Origin of the sequence: Salmonella sp. SAL04196 (genome assembly GCF_046550835.1) — a bacterium.
In the GTDB taxonomy this organism is placed as follows: Bacteria; Pseudomonadota; Gammaproteobacteria; order Enterobacterales; family Enterobacteriaceae; genus Salmonella; species Salmonella enterica.
The window spans coordinates 671968-696669 of the sequence record NZ_JBGDXE010000001.1; the positions used below are offsets into that span (position 1 = coordinate 671968).

Here is a 24702-nt window from a genome sequence, read left to right on the forward strand (position 1 = left end):
GCGTTAAACCATTGCCGGATGGCCGTCCTACAGGTATGTATGTTGTTATTGTTGTTTAGGCTTACGACGCCCGTAGACCAGCCAGGTCAGCAGGACGCAAGCGATGTAAAACAGCAAAAAGATTTTCATGGCGCCCACCGGCGAGCCGGTCAATGCCAAAGAGGTGCCAAACGCTTTTGGAATAAAGAAGCCGCCCACAGCGCCAATAGCGGAGATAAACCCGAGCGCGGCGGCGGTATCCGTCACCGCTTCGCGCTGCGCCTGCTCATCGCTCCCGCCGCGCAGTTTGACGTTGTAGAGCGTGATCTGACGAAAGATCACCGCAATCATCTGGAAGGTAGAACCGCTGCCGAGACCCGCTGTCAAAAACAGGCCCATAAAAACAAGATAGAACGCGCTAAAGCTGCCTGCGCCGGATCCTGGCAGCGTGAGGAATAGCAGGGCGGTAAACAGCGCCATAAAGATAAAATTAATGAGCGTTACGCGAACGCCGCCGAATTTATCGGAGATCACGCCGCCTGCCGATCGCGCCAGCGCGCCGATAAAGGGGCCAAAGAACGCCAGTTGCAGAATGTTTACGTCGGGAAATTGCGTTTTGGCGAGCATGGCGAAACCTGCGGAAAAGCCGATGAATGACCCGAATGTCGCCAGGTACAGCAGGCTAAGCAGCCACAGGTGCAGGCGTTTTAGCACCGGCAATTGCGAGGCGACAGACGCTTTTGAACTGCCGATATCGTTCATACCAAACCAGGCGGCAAGTGTCGCGACAGCCAGTAACGGCACCCAGATCCAGGCGGCGTTAGTGAGGGCGAGCAGGGAGCCATCAGGTTGCGGTACGCCCCGGACGCCTAAAAAAGTAAATATCGGCAGAAAAATAACCAGCGGCGCAATCAACTGCATCACACTGACGCCAAGATTTCCCAAGCCGCCGTTAATACCCAACGCGCTACCTTGTCTGGCTTTTGGAAAGAAAAAACTGATGTTGCCCATACTGGACGCGAAGTTTGCCCCCGCAAAACCGCACAACAGAGCGATGAGCATAAATACCCCGAAAGGGGTGGCGGGATTTTGCACGGCGAATCCCAGCCAGGCGCAGGGAATAATCAATATTACGGTGCTTAATACGGTCCATTTACGGCCACCAAACAGTGGCACCATAAAGGAGTAGGGAACGCGTAATATTGCGCCGGAAAGAGAAGGTAATGCGGTTAATAAAAAGAGTTGGTCGGTGGTAAAATTAAATCCAATTTTATTGAGGTTGACGGCAACAGCGCTAAACAACATCCAGACGCAAAATGCCAGGAGCAAACAACTTACTGAAATCCATAAGTTTCTTCTGGCGATGCCTTTCCCTTTATTCTCCCAGAAGGCTGGATTTTCGGGCCGCCAGTCACTCAAGAGATAACGGTTATAATTCTCGTTTTGTCGTGTCATTTTACCCCTCACATGCGCATATCATTTGAAAAAACACACAAAAAAGAGACAGAGCGTCACGCGCTCTTTTGAGAACTTATTGAAGTTTTTTTAGAATATTGAGTGAAAGAATAGATAAAAAACCAGGCCAGCGCGGCGCGAAGAGGAGATATGATGTTTCTTAATTGTTACTATTTGTAAACTAAAAGTGATTTTTATTAAATTATTTGTAACTTTACGCAAAGAGTTCAAGCGTAATCATCCGATCCAGATGGTATTTAAACGCGGGATCGGCCATTTCCGGAATACCCAGCACATACATACCGTCCAGCCCGCACACCAGTGCGATAAGCCGCCAGGCGATATCCGTGGCGTTAGCAGTAAACGTAAATTCTCCTGCCTGTTTGCCCTGCTCAATAATTGTGACCGTTTCCTCATGCCACATCTGCATCGTAAGGAGATAAGCATCTCTGATGTGCGGATCCCGGTCGGCCAGAATTTGCGCCTCTCGCCACAATTTTATGTAAGGCTCAAAGCCGCCGTCTTCGCTACCCAACATAGCGTGAAGCCGTGCACGCCAGGTGGCGGGCGGCGGAACTTGCCCGGCATCAAGCAGGGTGCGGATCAAATGGACAAAGGCCAGCGCTTTGAGCTCGCCCGCCGAGCTGAAGTGGTGATGCACCTGGCCGGCGGCGACATCGGCTTCTGATGCGATTCGTCGCACCGTCATGGCGGTAAACCCCTCTGCCAGCGCCACGCGCATCGCCGCTTGCAGGATCACTTCGCGGCGTTCATCCCGGTTAAGGTAACTCATATTTTCCCCACATTAGCCAATGCGCGCAGTGTAACAAAAAGCTGGACATTCGTTCAACTTACCGTAGGATCCTGAAGCTGGACAAGCGTCCAAATTTGAGTTTTTGAAGGGAGAGTTATGTTTCGTCAGTGGTTAACGTTAGTCATTATTGTGCTGGTCTATATTCCTGTCGCCATTGATGCCACGGTCTTGCATGTCGCCGCCCCGACACTGAGTATGACACTGGCGGCCAGCGGCAACGAGCTGCTGTGGATCATTGATATTTATTCTTTGGTTATGGCTGGCATGGTGTTGCCGATGGGCGCGCTTGGCGATCGTATCGGTTTTAAACGCCTGCTGATGCTGGGCGGGACGCTCTTTGGCCTGGCGTCACTGGCGGCAGCGTTTTCGCATACCGCCAGTTGGCTTATTGCCACCAGGGTATTACTGGCTATTGGCGCGGCGATGATTGTACCGGCGACGCTGGCCGGGATACGCGCCACCTTTTGTGAAGAGAAGCATCGCAACATGGCGCTGGGCGTCTGGGCAGCGGTAGGTTCGGGCGGAGCGGCGTTTGGGCCGCTCATCGGCGGCATCTTATTAGAGCATTTTTACTGGGGATCGGTTTTCCTGATCAACGTGCCGATTGTGCTGGTCGTCATGGGCTTAACCGCCCGCTATGTTCCTCGCCAGGCGGGCCGTCGCGATCAACCGCTCAATCTTGGCCATGCGGTGATGCTGATTGTTGCTATTTTGCTGTTAGTCTATAGCGCTAAAACCGCGCTGAAAGGGCATCTGTCGCTGTGGGTCATCTCGTTTACCCTGCTTACCGGCGCGTTGCTCCTGGGACTCTTTATCCGCACACAGCTTGCGGCATCGCGTCCGATGATTGATATGCGACTATTTACCCATCGCATTATCCTGAGCGGCGTCGTGATGGCGATGACCGCGATGATCACTCTGGTGGGTTTTGAGCTGCTGATGGCGCAAGAGCTGCAGTTTGTTCACGGGCTATCGCCTTATGAGGCCGGGGTATATATGCTGCCGGTGATGGTCGCCAGTGGATTCAGCGGGCCGATTGCGGGCGTGCTGGTCTCGCGTCTGGGACTACGGCTGGTCGCGACGGGCGGCATGGCGTTAAGCGCGCTGAGTTTTTATGGCCTGGCGATGACGGATTTCAGCACCCAACAATGGCAGGCCTGGGGGCTGATGGCGCTGCTGGGATTTAGCGCCGCCAGCGCATTGCTGGCTTCCACGTCGGCAATTATGGCCGCTGCGCCGGCAGAAAAAGCGGCGGCGGCCGGCGCGATCGAAACGATGGCTTATGAACTGGGCGCGGGACTGGGCATCGCCATTTTCGGTCTGTTGTTAAGCCGTAGCTTCTCCGCGTCTATCCGTCTGCCTGCCGGGCTTGAGGCGCAAGAGATTGCCAGAGCGTCATCTTCAATGGGGGAAGCCGTGCAGTTGGCGAATAGCCTGCCGCCCACGCTGGGGCAGGCAATACTGGACGCCGCCAGACAGGCCTTTATCTGGTCGCATAGTGTGGCGTTAAGCAGCGCCGGGAGTATGCTTCTTTTGCTGGCGGTAGGGATGTGGTTCAGCCTGGCAAAAGCCCAACGCCGATAACATAACGCCTGATGAGATAAGCGCTTAATGCGCTAGCTGGCAGGGGGAGTCCATTTCCTCAACCTCTTTACCGCTGAGGCGTGCGTATTGCCCCGTCAGTCGCCAGAAAGCAGGCTGGGTTTCGGTATAAATTTCCGCAGCCAGAATCAGCCGACGGCGATCAACTTCGTTCAGTTCCAGTAAGGTCCAGGGAATAAAATAGCGATCGGTATCGGTAAGCCGAAACCACAGCGGACACCCGCAGCCGGAACAGAAGTAGCGTTCGCCGCGCGAAGAGGATGAAAAGTATGGCGGTTCCGGGGAAAAGGGGGATAGCTGTGGTTGCCCGCAGGCTTCCAGATACATGGCTATTCCACCCGACCATTTTTGACACAGCGTACAATGGCAGGCATAGACATCCAGCATTTCGACGTCAACGGTAAAATGGCTCTGTCCACAAAGACAACGACCAGTGAACGTCTGCACGGCATACTCCTTATGACCGAGTCTACATCAAGAGAAAAAGCCAGCCCTGAAAGGACTGGCTTTGTATTCAGACTACAACAAAATTAGAACTGGTAGTTCAGACCAACAGCAACGATGTTGTCGGTAGACACTTTAGCCGCTTTGGTGAAGTCGCTGTCGTCCAGCAGGTTGATTTTGTAATCAACGAAGGTGGACATGTTTTTGTTGAAGTAGTAGGTAGCACCGACATCGATGTACTCAACCAGATCCTGGTCGCCGTAAGTACCCAGGTTTTTACCTTTGGATTTCAGGTAAGCGATGGACGGACGCAGACCGAAGTCGAACTGATACTGAGCAACCGCTTCGAAGTTCTGGGTTTTATTCGCGATAAACGCATCACCCGCTGCATCTTCACCGAAGGTGGTCATGTTCAGCGTTTCGGAGTAGGTGGTCGCCAGGTAGATGTTGTTCGCATCATATTTCAGACCAGCAGCCCAGACTTCAGCGTTTTTACCCGCAGCATTCAGGTTGCTCGCTGCTTTCACCTGGTTGTTAGTACGGTCAGACTTCGCATAGGCTGCACCTACGCCAAAACCTTCGTACTCATACGTTGCGGACAGACCGAAACCGTCGCCGTTAGACTCGTATGCGCCGTCACGGTCGTTTTTGCCCTGGTACTGCGCGGCAAAGTTCAGACCTTCAACCAGGCCAAAGAAGTCAGTGTTACGGTAGGTGGCAACACCAGTAGTACGGCCAGTCATGAAGACGTCAGTCTGAGTCCAGGTATCGCCACCAAACTCTGGCAGAACGTCGGTCCATGCGCCGATGTCGTAAGCAACGCCGTAGTTACGACCGTAGTCGAAAGAACCGTAGTCAGCGAATTTCAGACCAGCAAACGCCAGACGGGTTTTGTCTTTGTCAGCGCCCTGGCTTTCAGTACGGTTGCCTTTGAATTCATATTCCCACTGGCCAAAACCGGTTAACTGATCGTTGATCTGCGTTTCGCCTTTAAAGCCCAGACGCGCGTAAGTTTTGTCACCATCACTTCCGTTATCATCAGAGAAATAATGCTGAGCGTGAACTTTACCGTACAGATCCAGTTTATTGCCGTCTTTGTTATATACCTCGGCTGCATTTACAACGCCTGCTGCCAACAGGGAAGTCACTGCCACTGCCACTAACTTAAGTTTCATTTTAATAATCCTTATAATTTTCTTAGCGCGTTTCCTCAACCATTGTTAAACGAGGCGTTTGTCAATGGCAGACTATTTTTAAATGACGGAGTGGCATAAGTTCAATAATAAGTTTCATAAGATTACAAATTATTTTAATTTGTGTGATCGAGATCTCCTTAATACATTTGAGAGTATTAATTCAAATAGGGACTGTCTAATAAGATATATTTTCGGAGGGGACTATTGGGCTGTTTATGGTTTTATTTTTGGTAGTAACGACTGATTATTATATGCACTAATACAGTTGCCAGCTAGCGTTAATTATATATTTGTTAATAAAATTATATCATCACATTAACATATTTAACGATTTTATAAAATCCGTATTTTTTACCAGCGCATCCTGGTATGGCGCAGGGGGAGCACGTGAAAATGAAAAATCGTCAAATACACACAGGCGATAGATAAAAGCGTAGTTGTGTTATGAAGAGTGTCAAGGTGCAGCGGGTCGATTTAATATCAACATCGGCCCGCCCGTCGCTATTAGCGCCGCCGCGTTGCCAGCCAACAAAGTAGCGAACCTACGCAAACCATGACTGCGCCTTGCCAGAAGGAGAATGACAGTGGTGAGCTGAGTAACAGCGCTGCCAGAGCAGAGGACATGACGGGGGTAAAATAGGACCCTACGGCCATGATAGTCACATTGCCATGAAGTATGCCCACATTCCATGCGGCGTAGGCAAACCCTAACGTTAATGCCGCGGTAAAAAGTTTAGCAATCACCGGTAGGCTAAATATCATGGCAGGTTGCGGCGTAAGAAAATAGTGGAACCACAGCGCCACGGCGGTGAGTAACACAAAGACGGTGATACCGTTAAAACCACGCGCATATTTATTGGTGACCGTGCAGTATGTCGCCCATATAAACGCCCCAAGAAATGCCAGTAAATAACTTAGCGGACTGGTGGCGACATTGCTGATAATTTCTCCTGGATTAAGACCATTCTCGCCCCCCAGAACCCAGCAAACGCCAGTAAGTGCAATAAGCAATCCAGGCACAATAAGCCAGTTAGTTTTTTGCCCGTTAAAAAGAATGGCAAACAGAATGGTCAGGCTGGGCCATAAATAGTTAACCATGCCGACTTCGATAGCCTGATGGCGAGTGGCGGCATAACCGAGAGAAAGCGCCAGGCATATTTCATAACTGACAAACAGTACGCTGCCTGCGATGAGGTATCGCCCCGGGAAACGGCGGATATCAGGTAATCCGACGGTAAAAATCAGCAGCAGGCCGCTTAATGAATAGATCATGGCTGCGCCGCCTACCGGTCCGAGACCTTCGCTGACGCCGCGAATTAACCCAACCATCGTGCTCCACAGAACGATGGCAACAAGCCCTATTAGCGTTGCTTTTTGTGATGTCATGCTTTGTGACTGTCCTGAATACCGCGCAAAATAAACTGCCACTTATAGCACTTTTTCCGAGGGCGATGCCATGCAGTGTCATTTTTTAGTACCTCCCTGGAGTTATTGCAGTTTAAAAATAGGGCTATTTAATAGCGGAACCGTTTCAATATTGATTTGACGCAAAAAAGTTATCGATTTTGCTGTTAGTTTCCTCGCGAAGTTATACACGCATCCTGGACTGAGGTTTTGCTGCAGTTCGAAGGAGGCGTGCATCCGTGGAAAAAAGAGGAAAGCAATGGACGTCAGCCGCAGACAATTTTTTAAAATCTGCGCGGGCGGTATGGCGGGAACAACGGTGGCCGCACTGGGTTTTACCCCTAAAATGGCCCTGGCTCAGGCGCGAAACTATAAGCTGTTGCGCGCAAAAGAGATCCGTAACTCCTGCACATACTGTTCCGTAGGTTGCGGGCTATTAATGTATAGCCTGGGAGATGGGGCAAAAAACGCGAAAGAAGCGATTTACCATATTGAAGGCGACCCGGATCATCCGGTAAGCCGTGGCGCGCTGTGCCCGAAAGGGGCCGGTTTGCTGGACTATGTTCACAGTGAAGATCGCCTACGCTATCCGGAATACCGCGCGCCGGGTTCCGACAAGTGGCAGCGCATTAGCTGGGATGACGCTTTTACTCGTATTGCTAAATTAATGAAAGCCGACCGCGACGCCAACTTTATTGAAAAGAACGAGCAGGGCGTCACGGTTAACCGCTGGCTCTCTACCGGAATGCTGTGCGCCTCGGCGGCCAGCAATGAAACGGGTATGCTGACGCAGAAGTTTGCGCGTTCTCTCGGTATGCTGGCGGTAGATAACCAGGCGCGCGTCTGACACGGACCAACGGTAGCAAGTCTTGCTCCAACATTTGGTCGCGGTGCGATGACCAACCACTGGGTGGATATTAAAAACGCCAACGTCGTGATGGTGATGGGCGGCAATGCCGCAGAAGCGCATCCGGTGGGTTTCCGCTGGGCGATGGAAGCGAAAAACAATAACGATGCGACGCTGATTGTCGTTGATCCACGCTTTACGCGTACGGCGTCGGTGGCGGATATCTATGCGCCAATACGTTCCGGTACAGACATTACCTTTCTGTCCGGCGTTTTGCTGTACCTGATCGAAAATAACAAAATCAACGCTGAATACGTTAAGCATTACACCAACGCCAGCCTGCTGGTGCGGGATGATTTTGCCTTTGATGACGGTCTTTTCAGCGGCTATGACGCCCAAAAGCGCCAGTACGATAAATCCTCCTGGAACTACCAGTTCGATGAAAACGGCTATGCCAAACGTGATGAAACGTTGACGCACCCACGCTGTGTGTGGAATCTGCTGAAGCAGCACGTTTCGCGCTATACGCCGGACGTTGTGGAAAACATTTGCGGTACGCCGAAAGCGGACTTCCTGAAGGTGTGTGAGGTGTTGGCCTCTACCAGCGCTCCGGATCGCACTACCACCTTCCTGTATGCGCTGGGCTGGACGCAACATACCGTCGGGGCGCAGAACATCCGTACCATGGCGATGATCCAGTTGCTGCTCGGCAATATGGGGATGGCTGGCGGCGGTGTGAACGCCTTGCGCGGCCACTCTAATATTCAGGGCTTAACGGATTTAGGACTGCTCTCCACCAGCCTGCCGGGTTACCTGACGCTACCGTCAGAAAAACAGGCCGATCTGCAAACTTATCTGGCCGCGAATACCCCCAAAGCGACGCTGGCCGATCAGGTCAACTACTGGGGTAATTATCCTAAGTTCTTCGTCAGCCTGATGAAATCTTTCTATGGCGATGCGGCGCAGAAAGAGAATGACTGGGGTTTTGCCTGGCTGCCTAAGTGGGATCAGTCCTATGACGTGATCAAATATTTCAACATGATGGATAGCGGGAAAGTCACCGGCTATTTCTGTCAGGGCTTTAACCCGGTGGCGTCCTTCCCGGACAAAAACAAAGTGGTGCAAAGCTTAAGCAAATTGAAGTATCTGGTCGTTATCGATCCGCTGGTGACTGAAACGTCAACATTCTGGCAGAACCACGGCGAATCTAACGATGTCGATCCGACAACGATTCAGACCGAAGTCTTCCGTCTGCCGTCTACCTGTTTTGCAGAAGAGGATGGCTCTATCGCTAACTCCGGTCGCTGGCTACAGTGGCACTGGAAGGGTCAGGACGCGCCGGGCGAAGCGCGTAACGACGGCGAGATTCTGGCCGGTATTTACCATCGTCTGCGTGAAATGTATCGCGCAGAAGGCGGTAAAGGCGCCGAGCCACTATTGAAGATGAGCTGGAACTACAAGCAGCCGGATGAACCGCATTCGGAAGAAGTGGCGAAAGAGAACAACGGCTATGCGCTGGAAGATCTCTATGACGCCAACGGTACACTGCTTGCCAGGAAAGGCCAGTTGTTGAGCAGTTTTGCATTACTGCGCGATGACGGTACGACATCCTCCTCCTGCTGGATTTATACCGGTAGCTGGACGGAGCAGGGCAACCAGATGTCCAGACGTGATAACGCCGACCCGTCAGGGCTTGGCAATACACTGGGTTGGGCGTGGGCGTGGCCGCTAAACCGTCGCGTATTGTATAACCGCGCTTCGGCGGATCCGCAGGGTAAACCGTGGGATCCAAAACGGATGCTGATCCAGTGGAACGGCGCGAAGTGGACAGGGAACGATATTCCGGACTTTAACAACGCGGCGCCGGGGAGCGGGACCAATCCGTTTATCATGCAGCCGGAAGGGCTGGGACGTCTGTTTGCTATTGATAAGATGGCGGAAGGACCGTTCCCTGAGCACTACGAGCCGATGGAAACGCCGCTGGGCACTAACCCGCTGCACCCGAATGTGGTCTCGAACCCGGCGGCGCGTCTGTATGAAGAAGATGCGCTGCGCATGGGTAAGAAGGAGCAGTTTCCGTACGTGGGCACGACTTACCGCCTCACAGAGCATTTCCATACCTGGACCAAACATGCGCTACTTAACGCTATCGCTCAGCCGGAACAGTTTGTGGAGATCAGTGAGACGCTGGCGGCAGCGAAAGGTATTGCTAACGGCGACTATGTGAAGGTGAGCAGTAAACGCGGGTTTATTCGCGCGGTCGCGGTGGTAACTCGTCGTCTTCGCACCCTGCATGTCAACGGTCAGCAGGTTGAAACGGTGGGGATCCCGATTCACTGGGGCTTTGAGGGTGTCGCGCGCAAAGGCTATATCGCCAATACTCTGACGCCAAATGTCGGTGATGCCAACTCGCAAACGCCGGAATACAAAGCGTTTTTAGTTAACATCGAGAAGGCGTAAGGGAGGCGAACATATGTCTATGGAAACGCAGGACATTATTAAACGGTCCGCAACAAACGCCATCACGCCGCCTCCGCAGGCGCGTGATTACAAAGCCGAAGTCGCGAAACTGATCGACGTCTCCTCCTGTGTCGGCTGTAAAGCCTGCCAGGTAGCCTGTTCTGAATGGAACGATATTCGCGATAACGTTGGTCATTGTGTCGGGGTGTACGATAACCCTGCCGATCTCAGCGCCAAGTCCTGGACGGTGATGCGCTTTACCGAAACCGAGCAGAACGGCAAGCTGGAGTGGCTGATTCGTAAAGATGGTTGTATGCACTGTGAAGATCCAGGCTGTCTTAAAGCCTGTCCATCTGCCGGGGCTATCATCCAGTACGCGAACGGGATTGTTGATTTTCAATCTGAACACTGTATCGGCTGTGGTTACTGTATCGCCGGGTGTCCGTTTAATATTCCGCGCCTCAACAAAGAGGACAACCGCGTTTATAAATGTACGCTCTGCGTCGATCGCGTCAGCGTGGGCCAGGAACCGGCCTGCGTCAAAACTTGTCCGACCGGGGCTATTCACTTCGGCACCAAAAAAGAGATGCTGGAACTGGGTGAGCAACGCGTGGAGAAGTTAAAAGCGCGTGGCTTTGAACATGCCGGTATCTACAACCCGCAGGGCGTCGGCGGTACGCACGTCATGTATGTGCTGCACCATGCCAACCAGCCGGAGTTGTACCACGGCTTGCCGAAAGATCCGCAGATCGATACCTCAATCAATCTGTGGAAAGGGGCGCTAAAACCGCTGGCCGCAGCGGGCTTTATCGCCACTTTCGCCGGTCTGATTTACCACTACATCGGTATTGGCCCGAATAAAGAAACGGACGACGATGAGGAGGATCATCATGAGTAAGTCGAAAATGATTGTGCGCACGAAATTTGTCGACCGCGCCTGTCACTGGACGGTGGTGATCTGCTTCTTCCTGGTAGCGCTGTCGGGGATTTCGTTTTTCTTCCCGACGCTACAATGGCTGACGCAAACCTTTGGCACGCCGCAGATGGGACGTATTTTGCACCCGTTCTTCGGTATTGCCATTTTCATCGCTCTGATGTTTATGTTCGTGCGTTTCGTCCACCACAACATCCCGGATAAAAAAGATATTCCGTGGCTGAAAAATATTGTCGAAGTATTGAAAGGCAATGAGCATAAGGTGGCGGATGTCGGCAAATACAATGCCGGACAGAAGATGATGTTCTGGTCCATTATGAGCATGATTTTTGTGCTGCTGGTGACTGGCGTGATTATCTGGCGTCCGTATTTCGCGCAGTATTTCCCCATGCAGGTGGTGCGTTATAGCCTGTTAATTCATGCGGCGGCGGGCATTATTTTAATGCACGCGATCCTCATCCATATGTATATGGCATTTTGGGTGAAAGGCTCGATTAAAGGCATGATCGAAGGGAAGGTCAGCCGTCGCTGGGCGAAGAAACATCATCCACGCTGGTATCGTGAAATCGAGAAGGCGGAAGCAAAAAAAGAGAGCGAAAAAGGTATTCAGTAATTCTTTCGCGATCTGATAAACAAGGCGCTATCCTCGTAGCGCCTTGTTTTCATCTGCGGCCTGTTATCAAACCTACTCAGACGACCGCAGCAAATCGTTTAACGACGGAAATCGATGACCATACGGCCACGAATTTGTCCCTGTTCCATCTCTTTAAAAATAGCGTTGATATCTTCAAGCGGACGTAAAGCGACTTTTGGCACGACTTTTCCTTCCGCCGCGAACTGGAAGGCTTCGGTCAGATCCTGGCGTGTCCCCACCAACGAACCGACAACCTGAATGCCATCCAGCACCAGGCGAGGGATATCAAGGTTCATGGCTTCTGGCGGCAGTCCGACTGCCACCACGCGGCCTCCGGCGCGAACGGCATCTACTGCGGAATTAAACGCCGCCTTAGCGACCGCGGTAACCACCGCTGCGTGCGCGCCACCGGTTTTTTCCTGCACAATTTTAGCCGCATCTTCCGTACGTGAATTAATGGTCAGATCTGCGCCCATTTCCTCGGCCAGTTTCAGCTGTCCATCATTGACATCAATGGCGATCACTTTCGCATTGAAAACGTTTTTCGCGTACTGCAAGGCCAGATTACCCAGACCGCCCAGACCGTAGATGGCAATCCACTGGCCAGGTTTAATATGAGAAATCTTCACCGCTTTATACGTGGTAACGCCCGCGCAGGTAATACTACTTGCCGCCGCAGAGTCCAGACCTTCCGGTACTTTCACCGCATAATCCGCGACGACAATACACTCTTCGGCCATGCCGCCATCTACCGTGTAACCGGCATTTTTCACGTTGCGGCATAAGGTTTCATTGCCCGTATTGCAATACTCACAGTGTCCGCATCCTTCATAAAACCACGCGACACTCGCGCGATCGCCGGGTTTCAGCGAGGTGACACCAGGACCGACTTCCGCCACGACGCCAATGCCTTCGTGTCCCAGGATGACGCCGGTTTTGTCACCGAAATCTCCGTTTTTCACGTGTAGATCGGTATGGCATACGCCGCAGCACTCCATTTTTAGCAAAGCTTCACCGTGGCGAAGGGGACGCAGCGTTTTCTCAGTAACATCAACCTGATGATCTTGTGTGACAACAGCAGCTTTCATAACCTTCTCCTTTTCTTAATAGTGAACTGCATAGCAGGTAATAGCAGGTAATAGCAGGTAAGGTGCTATTACCTCTTTAGGATTAATATTTCTGATGAGTTATGCAAGGCGGCAGAAATACAATGTAATAGTTTAGCCAGGATTATCCTGATAAATCCCCGTTCAATACATAAAGGTGGCTAATATTAGTAGCTTGACAAATAAGCAGGGAAAGGAACTCAGGGGTGTCGACAGACTCACCAAAACTAAAGAAGACAGAGATATCCGGCGGCATTCACCGCCGGGTACGTATTAAATGGAAGTCCGACGGTAGTCGCGGTATTCCGGTTTCCAGAAGTTATCGTCAATCGCCTGTTGCAGCGCTTCCGCAGAGGTTTTCACCGCTACACCTTGCTGCTGCGCCATTTTGCCTACGGCAAAAGCGATAGCGCGCGACACGACCTGGATATCTTTAAGCGCTGGCAACACTAATCCTTCGCCGTTATTGACCAGCGGAGAATGTTTCGCCAGCGTCTCACTGGCTGACATCAGCATTTCATCAGTAATGCGCGATGCGCCGGAAGCGATAACCCCCAGACCGATGCCGGGGAAAATATAGGCGTTATTACATTGTGCGATCGGATAAATCTTATCTTTCCAGATGACCGGCGAGAATGGGCTGCCGGTTGCCACCAGCGCGTTGCCTTCCGTCCAGGCGATAATGTCCTGTGGCGTGGCCTCCACGCGAGAGGTGGGATTAGAGAGCGGCATGACGATTGGGCGAGGGCAATGCTTATGCATCTCGCGGATGATCTCTTCAGTAAAGAGCCCGGTCTGGCCGGAAACCCCGATCAGAATATCCGGCTTCACGTTACGCACCACATCCAGCAGCGACAGCACGTCATTTTCGGTATCCCAGTGCTGGAGATTGTCGCATTTCTGCACCAGTTTTGCCTGGAACGGCAATAAATTAGGCATCCGGTCCGTCAACAGGCCGAAGCGATCGACCATAAAAACGTTCTGTCGAGCGGCATCTTCGCTTAAACCTTCACGCTGAGTCTGCGCGATGATCTGTTCAGCAATTCCACATCCGGCGGAACCCGCGCCGAGGAAAACGATTTTCTGCTCGCTAAGCTGACTGCCGGCAGCGCGGCTGGCGGCGATCAACGTACCGACGGTCACGGCTGCGGTGCCCTGAATATCATCGTTAAAGGAGCAAATCTCATCACGATAGCGCGTCAACAGCGGCATTGCGTTTTTCTGCGCGAAATCTTCGAACTGTAGCAGGATATCTGGCCAGCGCTGCTTAACGGCCTGAATAAACTCGTCGACAAACGCATAATACTCATCGTCGGTAATGCGCGGATGACGCCAGCCCATGTAAAGCGGATCGTTGAGTAACTGTTGATTGTTGGTGCCGACATCCAGCACAACGGGAAGGGTATAGGCCGGACTAATGCCGCCGCAGGCGGTGTATAATGACAGCTTACCGATAGGGATCCCCATCCCGCCGATGCCCTGATCGCCAAGCCCCAGAATCCGCTCGCCATCCGTCACCACAATAACTTTAATGTTGTGGTTAGGCACATTCTGCAAAATGTCGTCCATATTGTGACGGTTCGGATAAGAGATAAATACGCCGCGCGCCCGGCGATAAATCTCAGAGAAACGCTCACAGGCCGCGCCCACGGTCGGGGTATAGATAACCGGCATCATCTCTTCAAGATGGTTTTGCACCAGTCGATAAAAGAGCGTTTCGTTGGTATCCTGGATGTTACGCAGGTAAATATGCTTATCGATTTCTGTTTTAAACCCCTGATACTGGAGCCAGGCGCGTTCGGCCTGTTCTTCAATCGACTCGACGACCTCCGGCAGCAGTCCTGACAAATTGAAGTTGCGGCGCTCTTCTACGCTAAAAGCGCTGCCTTTGTTTAACAGGGGGAATTCCAGCAATACAGGGCCAGCGTAAGGGATATAAAGGGAACGTGCTTTCTTGGTTGTAGTTTCCATGTTACTCACTCTTTTTCGAATAACTGTCCCTGGCACCGTCGTTTATCATCATATATTGCCTTCCACCAGGGAACCGACCCTGAGTATAAAGCATTGTGAGACGTTAAGGTCATTCCTATAAACAAAAACACCATTGCAGATGCAATGGTGTTTAACGTCATTTCAGGACTGTACGATTACTTTTGGCTATCGGCGCGGCGCTTTCTGCCGGTTGGGTTATTCACCACGCTGCTGGTGTCGCCTTCAGTAACAACCTTACGCTGGTTGGAAATTCTGTAATCCAGTCCAAGTATATGACGAGCCTGACGGTTCGATTTCATGTTAACTCCTCAATCCTGTTGCTAGTTTTAAGGACAAATTCGCTTACGCGAAAGAAACGTAACCCCTAAGGTTGCCGATACAGCATAGCAGGTTTTACAGAGTCGGGTGCTGCCCGCTTACCACATAGTTGATGGTCTGCTGGTAGATGTCACTGAGGATGTCATTGTCGGAAGCCTCAACCCATTTGGTCAGCTCCATTAAAATATCATCTTCAGTGACAACGCCTAACTCCGCGCGTAATCCTTGTTCAATCGCGTTGACCAGGGCCGGTTGTGCTGCTGAGGTATTTGCTGAGTGATAAGTAAACATATAATGCCTCCGTGAACATGTATTTATTTAGTACGGCTCGCAGAAAATTAATTCGTATTCAGCATGGCAAATATTTTTGCGGCTGTGGTTAAGATTAGTCCTGGAGTTATTTTAACGCAAGGCGGAACTCTAATTGTTTACCCCAGAAGAAAATATATTACGTTTGCCAATTACATATCCTCATACAAATAGTGGTCAATTAATATACATTTAAAAGGCTACTTATTGTGATTTTTATCTTCTATTACAACGAGATAAGACAAATCTTAATTTGAATAAAAATATACATAGTGGAATACGCTTCCGGAAGAAAACGTAAGGATAAAAGGAGGGATATATTCTTTAAAGAAAGGGAGGCCTGTTGATTTAATATCCATCACTGAAAAAGCATACAACTATTTTCTATATCTGAAGTGCGGGTAATTGACAACATGCTACATCCATCGGCATGGACAACGCAGATTAGCAGCATGGTCTATACTTTATTTTTTGAGCCAACAGGAGAGCAAAAATGACAATCCATAAGAAAGGTCAGGCACACTGGGAAGGCGACATCAAACGGGGTAAAGGTACTGTATCAACAGAAAGCGGCGTGCTTAATCAACAACCGTATGGATTCAATACCCGGTTCGAAGGCGCGCAGGGAACCAACCCGGAAGAGTTAATTGGCGCCGCACATGCGGCCTGTTTCTCCATGGCACTATCACTCATGCTGGGAGAGGCTGGATTTACGCCGACATCCATTGACACCACCGCTGACGTATCGCTTGATAAGGTGGAGGCGGGCTTCGCCATTACCAAAATTGCGCTACAAAGCAAAGTCGCGGTAGCAGATATTGATGCTTCAACTTTCGATCAAATCATCCAGAAAGCAAAAGCCGGGTGCCCGGTATCGCAGGTTCTGAATGCGGAAATCACCCTCGACTACCAGCTTAACGCCTGATAACTCCGCCAGCCCGGTAACGACTCTTGTTTATCGGGCTGTTGAATATCGCTTTTTCTCCCTCTCTCATTTTCTTCACGCTATCGGGCGTTAAAAGTACACGGAGCGAATGAAAAAGTATCAGACGTCAGGAACCTCGAGAAGCGTCTTCTTACCGTGTCTTTGTTGGTATTCATTACAGGTGTTAATCATTTTCTTTGCAGCTCCTTTTAGTAAAGAAAGCATTAAATCATCATAATCAACGTAGAATCTGGTTGTTTCGGTTTCCGTTTTTATCTCCCCAATTGCTGCTATTTCAGTGGCTAATTTCAATTTTGCCGCATCGATATCTTTATTCGCTTGTTTCACTGTAGCCGATAAGCTAGTAAAGAAATTTTGCACTGCTTTTAGCCTGTTATTCAATTCTGGAATCAATTTCCCTTCAATCACGCCCGCAGCAATAGAATAGGAAATAATTAATCCAAATGGACCGGCGACTATGCCTGCAGCAGCACCGGCATAAGCTTCCTTACGAATTCTATCCACCTGTGACTGGAAATAACTACTTTTTTCCGAGAAATCATTGGTTAACTGGCTATCTAATGCCAGCAGTTTTCCGGAAGCGTTGTTGAAACTTTGTGAACTTGCCAGGAGAGATTTTTGCGCTTCATTCAGTTTATTGACGCCATCATCTAATATCCTGATGAGAATATCTTTCTGGGCTGATGCTTTTTTCTCATTATATTCATCAAATAGTAAAATATACGCTGAGAGTAATTGCGTCACGACACCACACCATTCATAAACAGTTTGTGTCGCTTCAAAATACTTGTCCTGGCTGTCCATAAGCAAAACTTTAATATCACCAACTAAAACAGAAGCTGCCTGCGAGTACTCCTGTTTAAAACGGCTTAACTCTTTTATGGTTTCATCAAAGGTCTTCCAGGGGATGACCTGGTCGAGGTATTTGTTATAAAGATCTAATGCCCCATCTGCGGTTTCGATCGCGCTTTTAACTACCTCTACAGTTTGTTCTGCAAATATTCCGGTCATGATCATTTGCCTCTTTAAATATATAAATTGCAATTAAGCTATTGTTTTATAACTTATTTCTACCTATTACCTCCAGACAGCTTTTGTAGCTTAAGTTAACATTCCAGAAGCTGGAAATACTGCCAGCTTCCTGCTTATCTACGCAGGGTACGATTACTCTGCTGCATTTTCTCCAGAATACGACCAAAAGAAACTGTTTTGCTTCCTACTTTCACCATCCCATCTTCCGGTAAGTAGCTAAATTTGACGTACAGTATATTGTTGCTGGTTTTATCTTTTGGCTTCATAGCCAAAATAGCTTGCTGTAATGCCTTTAGGTCGGCGGGGATTCCCACCGCATCGGTGATATCGGTACCGGGCACAAATTTCGATACCTGATCAACAGTTTGAGTCAATATATCTTGCAGCGGAAATAAGCCGGTAAAACGTTGTTTGGGTTTATATTTTGTCACTCCCATATAAATGTCAGGTAGACCTTTAATGTGGTTTTCAATACTGCGAGTTTTATTTTGCAACATAAATTCGCTAATCTCTACCGGAGAGCCGATCAATACCAGCGGTTTCACTCCTGCACCTTTTTCGGAAAAGAGATAGTTGTTATTGCTGCTTTTTACTGCTTTCTGCAATTCGCCACGATCCATGATTAAGCTGTAATATTTACCCTCTTTCACAACAGGTTTGGGTTCACGCCACATATTGATATCGCTAGCTTGTGCTAAACTGGATGCCATCATGTAACCGAAAAACGCCAATGTTACGGATAGTTTCATTAACTTTACCTTTTAATTAGCCAAAAAAAATAGCACTCGTAAAAAGTATAAAGCCGTGGTTACAACAAAACTTAAACGTCGCTCACTTCACCGATAAGCATTTATTTATCTTAATAATGTAAATTACCCTTCCAATAATGCCTGAATTATTACCCTTTGGATTCAACTGTTTGCAGTTATAGTGCTAAATAACAATAAATCTACTGGAAGTATACAGTTTGTGTACGAAAGGTGTTTTTTATGATTACGGAAACCTGAAATTGTCCGACTATCTGTAAATGCTATGAAATTGTATTGTAGATCCGATTGCGCCCGGTGCTGATGACTACCGGGGCAATAGTGGTTGGTTTAGCCCTGATAGGGTTCGCCAGCGGCGTAGACGCCGCAAGCCGTTTTGGCCAGGGCTGGTGGTTGCCTCCGGAATGCTGACAGGCAATCTGTTTACGATGTTTGTTCTGCCCACCGTTTGTGTCTGGCTGGCGCGATTGCGACAGCATGTCAGAGCGAAGTTCTCTTTCATCAGCTCAACGTAGTGCATACCACGTCATTTGCTATTGTCGTGGTCTACTTTTTCGCCCTAAAATCTGCTCGCCATGTTGCTTTATTCATCAAACATCAAAATCAGTCAACGTAAATATCAATAATAGCCATATCACGGAGGGTGATCTTTATTCCTGAGAGAGGAGGGGTATTATTTTCTGCGTTCTACATTAACGGGTTAACGCGCAGATGTAGAGGTTATTTATATAATTATTGGAGCAACAACAATGAATAAATTCTCCCTTGCTACAGCAGGTATTATCGTGGCAGCGCTGGTAACCAGTGTTAGCGTGAATGCGGCAACAGATACTACTAAAACAAACGTTACGCCTAAAGGTATGAGCTGCCAGGAGTTTGTTGACCTCAATCCGCAGACGATGGCGCCAGTCGCTTTCTGGGTGCTGAATGAAGATGAAGATTTTAAAGGCGGGGACTACGTTGATTTCCAGGAAACTGAGACGACAGCAGTGCCGCTAGCCGTTGAGCTTTGTAAGAAAAACCCGCAGAGTGAATTAAGCAAAATAAAAGACGAAATCAAGAAAGAACTCTCAAAATAAGAGTAAACTGATATCAAAACCCGGCCTGTGTGTCGGGTTTTACTATTTGTGACACCGTCACAAATAACATCTTCCATTTCTTCTACCAATCACGTGGTATTGCACTATTTTCATTAGAGCCCTTTCACTATATGGAGACCTAATGAAAATTTTACCGCTGGCACTCTTTATCATTCCTTTTCTGGCCGGATGTGGCGCCAATAATACGCCGCCGCAAACGCCTATTCCCGGGGAAAAAACATCTGCCAAATTACGTACCCTGGAAACAGGCGCGGCGGCTATTCAATCCAGACCACCTGTCGATGCCATCAGTACCTACCTTGACGGGTTCCATTTTTATAGCGGTGATAAAAACGGACAGATGGAAGCGCACCATTACGTTACCGTCCTGAACGAAGATGTCATGCAGGCGGTGATTTACGACGGCAATACGAAAAACGCGCGCCTGATGGGGGTGGAGTACATTATCAGCGAAAGTTTATTTAAAACGCTTCCTCCCGAGGAGAAAAAACTGTGGCACAGCCACCAGTACGAGGTGAAATCCGGTAGCCTGGTGGCGCCTGGCTTACCGCAGGTCGCTGATAAGGCGTTGATGAGTAAGATTGTTAATACCTATGGCAAGACCTGGCACACCTGGCATACCGACCGGGATAAAACCCTGCCAATGGGTATCCCTGCGCTGATGATGGGCTTTACTGGCGACGGGCAGCTTGACCCCGCGCTGCTGGCCGATCGGGATCGCCGTCTGGGAATTGATACCCAGGCCATTAAACGCGAGCGGCAGAATCTGCCTGAACATCCCGTTATCAAGGGGGCTAACGCCTGGGAGCAGGGGGAGGTTATCCAGCTACAGCGTGCTCAGGGCTCTGGCGAACACGGGCGAGGCGATACCGCGCACTTCGGTACATCTGAGCAATCCCGACAATAATTCCACGGTTTTACACGCAGATACGAAAAAGAATGCCTGTTAAGTGACAGTGTCACGTAAAGATTAGCCCCATAGTCTATGCTTGTTCTTCGGATGTTGTAGAGGTTATGGGTTAAACGGAGCGACAAATGAGTTCAAAAATTTTTTGCAAAAGCTGGGGGGCTGAATATATCGCCGCTGATGTTGTCCGCTTTCGTCTTTGGGCCACCGGTCAGCAAAAGGTTATGCTCAGGCTTGCGGGTAAAGACCAGGAAATGCAGGCGAGCGGTGACGGCTGGTTTACGCTGGACGTCTCCGGGGTGACGCCAGGTACGGAGTATAATTTTGTACTCAGCGATGGCATGGTGCTCCCCGATCCGGCTTCCCGCGCCCAAAAAACTGACGTCAACGGTCCGTCATATGTGGTTGATCCAGGCAGCTACGCGTGGCGCAACACCGGGTGGAAAGGTAGCCGTTGGGAGCAGGCCGTGGTGTACGAGATGCATACAGGCACGTTCACTCCGGAAGGCACCTTCCGCGCCGCAATAGCGAAGCTGCCTTATCTCGCTGAACTCGGCGTTACCGTTATTGAAGTGATGCCCGTTGCGCAATTTGGCGGCGAACGCGGCTGGGGCTATGACGGCGTACTGCTTTACGCGCCGCATTCAGCCTATGGGACGCCGGATGATTTCAAAGCGTTTATTGACGCCGCGCATGGGTATGGTCTTTCCGTCGTCCTGGATATTGTGCTGAACCATTTCGGCCCGGAGGGAAATTATTTACCGCTATTGGCGCCGGCGTTTTTCCACAAAGAGCGCATGACGCCGTGGGGAAATGGTATCGCCTATGATGTCGACGCCGTGCGGCGCTATATCATCGAGGCGCCGTTATACTGGCTGACAGAATACCATCTCGACGGCTTACGCTTTGACGCTATCGATCAGATTGAGGACAGTAGCGCCAGGCATGTGCTGGTTGAAATCGCACAACGTATTCGGGAAGACATTACCGACAGACCCATTCATCTGACCACCGAAGATAGCCGCAATATTATTTCTCTGCATCCCCGTGATCAGGGTGGCAATGCGCCGCTGTTTACCGCCGAATGGAATGACGATTTTCATAATGCCGTCCACGTTTTTGCGACCGGAGAGACCCAGGCCTACTACAACGATTTTGCTGATGCCCCGGAAAAACACCTCGCAAGAGCGCTGGCCGAAGGATTCGCTTATCAGGGAGAAATTTCACCACAAACCGGCGAACCTCGCGGCGTAAAAAGTACCGGACAACCCCCGGTCGCCTTTGTGGATTTTATTCAGAATCACGATCAAGTCGGTAACCGCGCCCAGGGCGACAGACTGATAACCCTTGCGGGAGCTGAACGAACAAAAGTATTGCTCGCCACGTTGCTGCTTTCACCGCATATTCCGCTGCTTTTTATGGGCGAAGAGTATGGCGAAAGCCGTCCTTTTCTTTTTTTTACCGATTTCCATGGGGATTTAGCCCGCGCCGTTCGTGAAGGTCGCGCAAAAGAGTTTGCCGATCATGCAGGGGAAAATGTTCCGGACCCGAATGCGCCAGAGACCTTTCAACGCTCAAAACTTAACTGGAAGCAACAGCACAGTGAAGAGGGTAAAGCGTGGCTGGCGTTTACCCGCGAACTACTGCTTTTGCGCCAGAAGCATATCGTACCGCTGTTGTCCGCTGCCCGTGAGAGCTCAGGAACGGTATTGCAAACCGCGCCCGGGTTTATTGCCGTTAGCTGGCGTTTTCCGGGAGGAACACTGTCACTGGCGCTGAATATTAGCGCCACGACGGTATTACTGCCCGATTTACCGGGTAAGACTCTCTTCGCCTGGCCGAATGAATCCACCGGGTCGCTTTCCCAACATTCTCTTATTGTCCGCTTAGCCCAGGGAGAGTCTGCATCATGATCCCAACTGCAACGTATCGCCTTCAGTTTCGCAATGGCATGACCTTCGATCGCGCTGCGGCGCTGGTGCCTTATCTTAAAAATCTGGGTATCAGCCATCTTTATGCCTCACCCATCTTTACCGCCACCAAAGCGTCAACGCATGGTTATGATGTCACCGATGCGAATGAGATTGAGCCTTCTATTGGCGGGCGCGAAGGATTTGAAAGACTGGTGGCCGAACTTAAAGCGCAAGGTCTGGGATTGATCATCGATATTGTGCCTAATCACATGGCCAGCTCGCTAGAAAACGCCTGGTGGCGCGACGTGCTTGAATATGGCAAGGAGAGCCGTTACGCGCGCCATTTCGATATTGACTGGTCGCGCCGACTGACGCTGCCTTTTTTAGGCGACACGTTTGACGCCGTGCTGGAAAACGGAGAAATTGCGATCAAGCCCGATCCCGCTACGGGTAAACCCGCGTTCGCCTATTATGATAACTATTATCCGCTTGCGCCGGCGACATGGCAGGGGCGCGAGGCCGAAATACTGGCGCTTACCGATAAAGCCGCTATTGCTGATTTGCATGAGCGCCAGCCGTGGAAATTAATGTCCTGGCGCGATGCTGCTCGCTCGCTTTCATTTCGGCGTTTCTTTGAGGTCACAGGGCTGGTAGGAATGCGGGTGGAAGATAAAACCGTCTTCGACGATACACATCGGCTGATTCTGGAGCTGGTCAGAACGGGGGCGGTTGACGGTTTACGTATCGATCATATCGACGGCCTTGCCGATCCGAAAGCCTATCTTGCGCGTTTACGTCAGGAAGTGGGGCCGGCGTGCTATATCACCGTGGAAAAAATTCTCGCTAAAGGCGAGCAACTTCCTGATGACTGGCCGGTTTCCGGCACCACAGGCTATGAATTTATCGCCTCGCTGGCGGAGGTGCTGGTTGACGATGAGCAGATAGACAATCTGCGCCAGGCTTACGAGACCGTTAAAGGCGCGCCAGTGGATATGCGGGCGGAATTACGGGCAGCTAAATTGCTGATGGTCGATCGCAATTTCGAGGGGGAATTTACCCGGCTGCTCGCGCTTGCGCTGTCGATTGCCAGCGAGCTACAGATCGCACAGGAAGAGAGCGTCGTTCGGCAGGCGTTACGCGAGTTATTAATTGCCTTTCCCGTATATCGCACTTACGGCACGGCAGAAGGGCTACCGCCGACCGATATTTGCCTGTTACATCGTATTGTGGAACGGGTAAAGACGCTTGAAAACCCTCCGCAGCCAGAAGCGCTTACATTTCTGAGCCGCCTTCTTACCGGCGATGTTCCCACCTCCAGCCTGGAGGAGGCGACACAGTTTCGCGTTCGGTTCCAACAACTCACCGGTCCGCTGATGGCGAAATCGGTAGAGGATACGCTTTTCTTTCGTCAAAACATGGGACTGGCGTTAAATGAAGTCGGCGCCGAGCCCGTCACGCATCACTTCTCCATTGAACGCTTTCACCATGAGATGAAAACCCGACAGGCGCGACAGCCTGACGCGTTATCCGGTACGTCGACCCACGATACCAAGCGAGGCGAGGATGCGCGAGCACGGCTGTATACGCTTACCGAAGCGCCGGAACAGTGGAGCGAATGCCTTGCCCGCTGGCGGCAGATGAACCAGACCCATGTCAAATTTTTGAATGATGGCACTGCGCCAAAATCGGCGGATACGTGGATGTTATATCAGGCGCTGACCGGCGTCTGGCCCCCGATGCTACAACCACAGGACGAAAAAGGTTTAAACGCGCTGAAAATACGCTTTGAAGCCTTTGTGGAGAAAGCGCTACGCGAAGCGAAGCTACGTACCGATTGGGTGGACAGTAATGAGGCTTACGAAACGGCAATGCTTGATTACGCCCGTTATTTACTGGCGCCGGATAATCAGACATTTTTGCAGGATTTTTATCGTTCCTTGCAACCCTTCATCCGCGCAGGGCTGGTTAACAGCCTGACGCAGACCGTTATCAAATTAACCGCGCCGGGAGTACCTGATATCTATCAGGGAAGCGAGGCGTTGAATTTTAGCCTTGTCGATCCCGACAACCGCCGCGAACCGGATTTCGCCACGCTGGCGCAGCAGTTAGACCAGCTAACGCCGGGAGTTTTCTCGTGCGAAGAGAGTTGGCTGAACGGGCAGGTGAATCAGTATGCCACCGCCGCCTTACTGCGTCTGCGTCAGCAGAATCATGATCTCTTCCGTTTTGGCGACTATATACCGCTGCGGGCTGTTGGTCAGCGTGCCGACAAAGTCATCGCTTACGCCAGAGCCAATCATGATGATGCGCTGATTGTTGTTGCGCCCCGACTGGTGTTCGCCGAATGTGACGGCTTATTGTCACAATCGCATAGCGGTTTCTGGGCAGGAACCGACATTATTATACCCGGACAGCTTAATCAGCATCGTTATCGCAATGTGCTTACCCGGGAGAGGTTAATGCCTGGTGAACGCCTGTCGTTGGCCTCACATCAGGGCGGCGTACTGGTTTTAATGAGCGACTGAGTTTATGTGTTGATGTGC

General features: G+C 50.5%; 20 protein-coding genes and 1 pseudogene. 10 read left to right on the plus strand and 11 right to left on the minus strand.

Going from position 1 to position 24702, the window contains the following annotated elements:
- Positions 1–45: 45 nt before the first annotated feature.
- Together ACLJPE_RS03435 and ACLJPE_RS03440 are read right to left on the minus strand one after the other, a co-directional pair.
- Positions 46–1434 carry a NarK family nitrate/nitrite MFS transporter gene (locus tag ACLJPE_RS03435; protein ID WP_000198255.1) on the minus strand — a complete coding sequence of 463 codons (1389 nt, stop codon included), beginning with the start codon at positions 1432–1434 and terminating at the stop codon, positions 46–48.
- Positions 1435–1648: 214 nt separating this feature from the next.
- Entirely contained in the window at positions 1649–2227 is a 579-nt protein-coding gene (locus ACLJPE_RS03440; RefSeq protein ID WP_000121049.1) for a TetR family transcriptional regulator, read from the minus strand.
- 117 nt (positions 2228–2344) lie between these two features.
- Here ACLJPE_RS03440 and smvA point away from each other — a divergent pair, with 117 nt between their 5' ends.
- Entirely contained in the window at positions 2345–3832 is a 1488-nt protein-coding gene (gene smvA, locus ACLJPE_RS03445; protein WP_039514158.1) for a methyl viologen efflux MFS transporter SmvA, read from the plus strand.
- A gap of 24 nt (positions 3833–3856) precedes the next feature.
- On the opposite strand, the gene ACLJPE_RS03450 is transcribed toward smvA, so the two are convergent.
- The 3 genes from ACLJPE_RS03450 to yddG form a co-directional block, all read right to left on the minus strand.
- Complete coding sequence (locus ACLJPE_RS03450; protein ID WP_077905327.1) at positions 3857–4237, minus strand: GFA family protein; 381 nt, start codon at positions 4235–4237, stop codon at positions 3857–3859.
- 143 nt (positions 4238–4380) lie between these two features.
- Positions 4381–5469 (minus strand): porin OmpD, encoded by a 1089-nt coding sequence (gene ompD / locus ACLJPE_RS03455; protein ID WP_000769035.1) that lies wholly within the window; start codon positions 5467–5469, stop codon positions 4381–4383.
- Positions 5470–5994: 525 nt separating this feature from the next.
- Entirely contained in the window at positions 5995–6876 is an 882-nt protein-coding gene (gene yddG, locus ACLJPE_RS03460) for an aromatic amino acid efflux DMT transporter YddG (protein ID WP_000203795.1), read from the minus strand.
- A 277-nt stretch (positions 6877–7153) separates the two neighbouring features.
- On the opposite strand from yddG, the gene fdnG reads away from it, so the two are divergent.
- The 3 genes from fdnG to fdnI are packed head-to-tail and all read left to right on the plus strand — an operon-like array spanning position 7154 to position 11748.
- Positions 7154–10201 carry a formate dehydrogenase-N subunit alpha gene (gene fdnG, locus ACLJPE_RS03465; protein WP_001574320.1) on the plus strand — a complete coding sequence of 1016 codons (3048 nt, stop codon included), beginning with the start codon at positions 7154–7156 and terminating at the stop codon, positions 10199–10201.
- 13 nt (positions 10202–10214) lie between these two features.
- Positions 10215–11099, plus strand: coding sequence for a formate dehydrogenase subunit beta (gene fdxH, locus ACLJPE_RS03470; protein WP_000061599.1), 885 nt, complete (start codon positions 10215–10217; stop codon positions 11097–11099).
- Positions 11092–11748 (plus strand): formate dehydrogenase-N subunit gamma, encoded by a 657-nt coding sequence (fdnI, locus tag ACLJPE_RS03475; RefSeq protein ID WP_000045658.1) that lies wholly within the window; start codon positions 11092–11094, stop codon positions 11746–11748. The genes fdxH and fdnI overlap by 8 nt, the downstream gene beginning before the upstream one ends.
- A 98-nt stretch (positions 11749–11846) precedes the next feature.
- Here the strand turns inward: fdnI and adhP are convergent, their stop codons facing one another.
- From adhP to bdm, 4 genes are all read right to left on the minus strand, one after another.
- Positions 11847–12857, minus strand: coding sequence for an alcohol dehydrogenase AdhP (gene adhP / locus ACLJPE_RS03480; RefSeq protein ID WP_000642446.1), 1011 nt, complete (start codon positions 12855–12857; stop codon positions 11847–11849).
- A 291-nt stretch (positions 12858–13148) separates the two neighbouring features.
- Complete coding sequence (locus ACLJPE_RS03485; RefSeq protein WP_000450509.1) at positions 13149–14846, minus strand: NAD-dependent malic enzyme; 1698 nt, start codon at positions 14844–14846, stop codon at positions 13149–13151.
- Between the two features lie 176 nt (positions 14847–15022).
- Positions 15023–15166, minus strand: a complete 144-nt coding sequence (sra, locus tag ACLJPE_RS03490; protein ID WP_000841559.1) for a stationary-phase-induced ribosome-associated protein — start codon at positions 15164–15166, stop codon at positions 15023–15025.
- Positions 15167–15260: 94 nt separating this feature from the next.
- A complete protein-coding gene (gene bdm / locus ACLJPE_RS03495; RefSeq protein WP_000495700.1) occupies positions 15261–15476 on the minus strand; it encodes a biofilm-dependent modulation protein in 216 nt (71 codons plus the stop codon).
- 511 nt (positions 15477–15987) lie between these two features.
- On the opposite strand from bdm, the gene ACLJPE_RS03500 reads away from it, so the two are divergent.
- A complete protein-coding gene (locus ACLJPE_RS03500) occupies positions 15988–16419 on the plus strand; it encodes an OsmC family protein (RefSeq protein WP_000152297.1) in 432 nt (143 codons plus the stop codon).
- 120 nt (positions 16420–16539) lie between these two features.
- On the opposite strand, the gene hlyE is transcribed toward ACLJPE_RS03500, so the two are convergent.
- Both hlyE and ACLJPE_RS03510 read right to left on the minus strand, forming a co-directional pair.
- The gene (gene hlyE, locus ACLJPE_RS03505; protein ID WP_001545517.1) at positions 16540–17451 is read right to left on the minus strand and encodes a hemolysin HlyE; all 912 of its coding nucleotides are present in this window, start codon (positions 17449–17451) and stop codon (positions 16540–16542) included.
- A gap of 134 nt (positions 17452–17585) precedes the next feature.
- Positions 17586–18221: a hypothetical protein gene (locus tag ACLJPE_RS03510; RefSeq protein ID WP_000778346.1), complete on the minus strand. Its 636-nt coding sequence runs from the start codon at positions 18219–18221 to the stop codon at positions 17586–17588.
- 300 nt (positions 18222–18521) lie between these two features.
- On the opposite strand from ACLJPE_RS03510, the pseudogene ACLJPE_RS03515 reads away from it, so the two are divergent.
- From ACLJPE_RS03515 to treY, 5 genes and pseudogenes are all read left to right on the plus strand, one after another.
- Positions 18522–18754 (plus strand): annotated as a pseudogene (locus ACLJPE_RS03515) (efflux RND transporter permease subunit); the annotation flags it as partial.
- Positions 18755–18988: 234 nt separating this feature from the next.
- A complete protein-coding gene (gene hdeB / locus ACLJPE_RS03520; protein ID WP_001032161.1) occupies positions 18989–19318 on the plus strand; it encodes an acid-activated periplasmic chaperone HdeB in 330 nt (109 codons plus the stop codon).
- Between the two features lie 142 nt (positions 19319–19460).
- Positions 19461–20246: an OBAP family protein gene (locus tag ACLJPE_RS03525; protein ID WP_052893992.1), complete on the plus strand. Its 786-nt coding sequence runs from the start codon at positions 19461–19463 to the stop codon at positions 20244–20246.
- Positions 20247–20374: 128 nt separating this feature from the next.
- Positions 20375–22159 carry a malto-oligosyltrehalose trehalohydrolase gene (gene treZ, locus ACLJPE_RS03530; RefSeq protein WP_000095555.1) on the plus strand — a complete coding sequence of 595 codons (1785 nt, stop codon included), beginning with the start codon at positions 20375–20377 and terminating at the stop codon, positions 22157–22159.
- Positions 22156–24684, plus strand: a complete 2529-nt coding sequence (gene treY, locus ACLJPE_RS03535; protein ID WP_000613138.1) for a malto-oligosyltrehalose synthase — start codon at positions 22156–22158, stop codon at positions 24682–24684. Before treZ ends, treY begins: the two co-directional genes overlap by 4 nt.
- The last annotated feature ends 18 nt before the right edge of the window (positions 24685–24702 follow it).